The organism is Micromonospora sp. NPDC007230, from assembly GCF_042869115.1.
Lineage (GTDB): Bacteria > Actinomycetota > Actinomycetes > Mycobacteriales > Micromonosporaceae > Micromonospora.
Window position 1 is genome coordinate 1 of the sequence record NZ_JBIAFE010000067.1, and the last position, 3227, is coordinate 3227.

Genomic DNA, 3227 nt, shown 5'->3' on the forward strand with positions numbered 1-3227 from the left:
GGCGCGCTCGAGCAGCCGCACCGTGTCGGCGTCGCCGGTCCAGCGTTCGTACTCGTCGAGCAGGATCACAAAGAGCGGCGTCGCGTCGGCGCTGCCGAAGTACGGCGCGTGCGGCTGCTCCTCGAACGCGACCGTCTCGCCGTACCGCAACTCGTGCGGGATCTTTCCCGGCTCCTCCTCCCGAAAGTCGTCGAGCACAGCGCCCTGAGTGAGCGCCAGCAGGCGTAGCGTCGTGGCGGCGAGGTCTGGCGCGAACGGCAGCGCCTGCAGGCTGGTGAACACGCTGTCCCGGCCGAAGATGGCCATGAACCACGGCAGCCCGGCGGCGGGCAGGGTCTGCCCGCCGCCCGTCAGGGGGGTGAAACGCAGGGCGGCGAGATCGACCAGGCAGCGCCGGTACGTCTTCGTCAGCGCCGCGGAATCGCAGACCAGGCGGGGCGCCTCGGCCAGCCAACGGTCCAGTTCGCGGCGCATCTCCTTCGTCTTTCGGCTAGTCCTGCCCTGGAGGCTCTCGCGGATGTCCCGCCCGTCGGGGCCCAGGGTGCGCACGTGCAGCTCGGTAGCCCACTGTCCGTGCGGGCCGATGCGGATGTCGTACGTCAGGCCGTCCTCGTCGACCCGCGCCGGCTCGCTGGTGGAGATGATCGTCTCCCGCCGGAACGTGTCGCGCTCGTACCCGAGGCACAGGCGCCCGCTTTCCACACGTGCGTGATATTTTCCGCGCTTGGCCTGGACATCCTTGATCTCGAACAGGTCGGCGAAGTCGCTCTCGATCTCGACCTGGATCCGCAGATCGACCGGCCGGCTCCTGTGGTTGATCACCGTCAGTCGCTCGGTGAAACTCCCGCCGATACAGCGTTCCCGGATGGCCGAGACCTGGGCGTCGGCGAGAGCGGGGGTGGCCGGGACGAGGAAGAAGCGCTTTTCGAAGTACTCGACGTCGTCGACGGTGAGCGTGGTGAGCCGTTCCCCGTCGATGCGCAGAAGCCATTTCGACAGGAATCGCGTGTCGAAGGAGAACAATCCGGTCGGGACGTTCGGAGACGCGTCGATGTCGCCGTTGTCCTCACTGACCACGAACGTGTTGCCGTCCAGCAGTCTGACGAGGTCCTCTTTCATGTCCGCTGTCCCTGCTCGCGGGCGAAGTCCCGCGGGTGGCGCGCACCCGAGGGCCCCGGGATGATCCGCTGGATGAGCCGAGCCAGGCGCACGTCGCCCTCGGCCGAGAGTTCGTGACGCAACCACGCCGAGTAGACATTGGTCTCGCCGCCGACGATCCGCTCGAAGAGTGCCCGGTCAACCCGAACGACGAGGTCCGCTTCGCGATCTTCACGCGACACCCGGATATCGCCGTTGCAGATCACGAGGAGCCAGTGGTCAATTCCGCGTTCGTGCTCAAGGTCGAAGCGTACGGCGGCGTCGGCCTCCTGGAGCAGGGGTTCGTGGCCCCGGCGGCCGAGCCCACCGAACAATTCCGCGGCGCGATCGGACATCAAGACTCCCTCGGCTCGGCTCCCGACGCGGACAAGGTAGTGCGCCGAGGGGTACTCCGGCATCACCCGCATCGGGTGAGACCGGCCATGTCCTCGCTGGTCACGAGGCGGTGACGGACAGCCAGCCTCGCCGCCGCCTCGCCTCGATTTCACCCGGCGCGGGTGATGCCACCACATGGCGGGTGGAGCGATCCTGGCCATGGCGCTCGAGCTTCTGGGAGGACCTCTGATGTCGGATGTGACCAGAAAATTCTTCGCCGAACTCCCCCGCCAAGGACGCGTGCTCAAAAAGACGACCGGCACCATCCGCTTCGACTTGGACCACGATCACGGGACGGACCACTGGTTCATCAGCATCACGAACGGGGACATCCGGGTGACGAGGGAAGAGCACAGCGCGGACATCGTCATCCGCACCGACAACGCCTCGTTCGACCGGATGGTGCTCGGCGAGATCAAACCGGAGCCGGCATGGCTGCGGAACGAACTCACGAGCGACGGGGCATTCCGGCTCATCATCCTGCTGGAACGGCTCTTCCCCGAGCCCCCGGGTGGGCACCATCCGCGAGCCTTCACCCACGAACAGCGGCGGCGGACATGAAACCCGGCCTCGTGCGGATCCTGGACGGCAACATCTTCGTGTTGAGCCAGGACAGCGGCGACATCGAGACGGCCCAAGGCGACCCGTCCGGATTCTTCACGCTCGACACGCGATGCCTGTCGCTGTGGCGGCTGAGCGTCAACGGTGAGCGATTGCACTCGCTGGCCTTGGACGATTCGCAGTACTTCGAGGCGCGCTTCTTCCTGGTGCCCGGCGCCCCCACCCACTACGTGGACGCCAAGGCCTCGGTCATCCGCGAGCGCTCGGTGGTCGGCAGTTTCGAGGAGCGTCTGACCGTCTTCAACCATTCGGACGAACCAGCGAAATTCACCATTCGGGTCGAGGCGGACTCGGACTTCCTCCCGCTGTGGGCGGTAGCCGAGGGCGGGAGATATGAGCGGCTCGGCCGGAAATACAAACGCGCCGCGGACGGGTGCCTGTGCCTCGGGTACGAGCGCGACACGTTCCGGCGGGAGACGGTCATCTCCACCAGCGAGCCGGCGCGGGTCGACGAGGACGGGCTGACGTACGACATCCGCATCGGACCACACGGGCAGTGGACCACCACGCTGCATGTCCGGGGTCTCGTGCTGCGTCCCGACGGTGACGACGTGCGGGCGCATCTGCACCCCGCCCCGCATCGACGGAACAAACCGGAACTCGAGCAGGACCTCAAGCAGTGGCTCGCCGAGACGCCGCAGCTGTCGTGCGACTGGACGCCACTGGAGCAGACGTACCGGCGCAGCCTGGTCGATCTCGCTGCCCTACGGTTTTACACACTGGCGCTGCCGAGCGAGCCGATGCCGGCCGCCGGCCTGCCGTGGGCCGCAACCGCCACCGGCCGCGACTCGATCCTTACCAGTCTGCAGGCGCTGCCAATCGTGCCGGACCAAGCCGTGGCCACCTTGCGCCTACTCGCCCTCGATCAGGCTGCCGTCCTCGACGACTTCCGCGACGAGGAGCCGGGAAAGATCATGCACGAGTTCCGGTACAGCGAGTTGTCCGCGTTCGAGGAGCAGCCTGACACGCCGTACTTCGGCAGCGCGGACGCGACGCCGCTGTTCGTGATCCTGCTCGACGAGTACGAACGCTGGTCGGGAGACGCGGACGTGGTGCGCGAATTCGAGGCCGAG

4 protein-coding genes are annotated in these 3227 nt (G+C 67.1%); 2 read left to right on the forward strand and 2 right to left on the reverse strand.

Annotated features, from left to right (window positions below; translation table 11 throughout):
- Positions 1-1119, reverse strand: a 1119-nt coding sequence (locus ACFYML_RS36475) for a glycogen debranching N-terminal domain-containing protein (protein ID WP_387424993.1), incomplete at its 3' end; no start/stop codon positions are given.
- On the reverse strand, positions 1116-1493 hold the full coding sequence (locus tag ACFYML_RS36480) for an SCP2 sterol-binding domain-containing protein (protein WP_387424994.1): 378 nt from the start codon (positions 1491-1493) through the stop codon (positions 1116-1118). The genes ACFYML_RS36480 and ACFYML_RS36475, both read right to left, overlap by 4 nt.
- Positions 1494-1692: 199 nt before the next feature.
- On the opposite strand from ACFYML_RS36480, the gene ACFYML_RS36485 reads away from it, so the two are divergent.
- A complete protein-coding gene (locus ACFYML_RS36485) occupies positions 1693-2094 on the forward strand; it encodes an SCP2 sterol-binding domain-containing protein (protein WP_387424995.1) in 402 nt (133 codons plus the stop codon).
- A partial coding sequence (locus ACFYML_RS36490; RefSeq protein ID WP_387424996.1) for a glycogen debranching N-terminal domain-containing protein occupies positions 2091-3227 on the forward strand: 1137 nt, incomplete at its 3' end. The genes ACFYML_RS36485 and ACFYML_RS36490, both read left to right, overlap by 4 nt.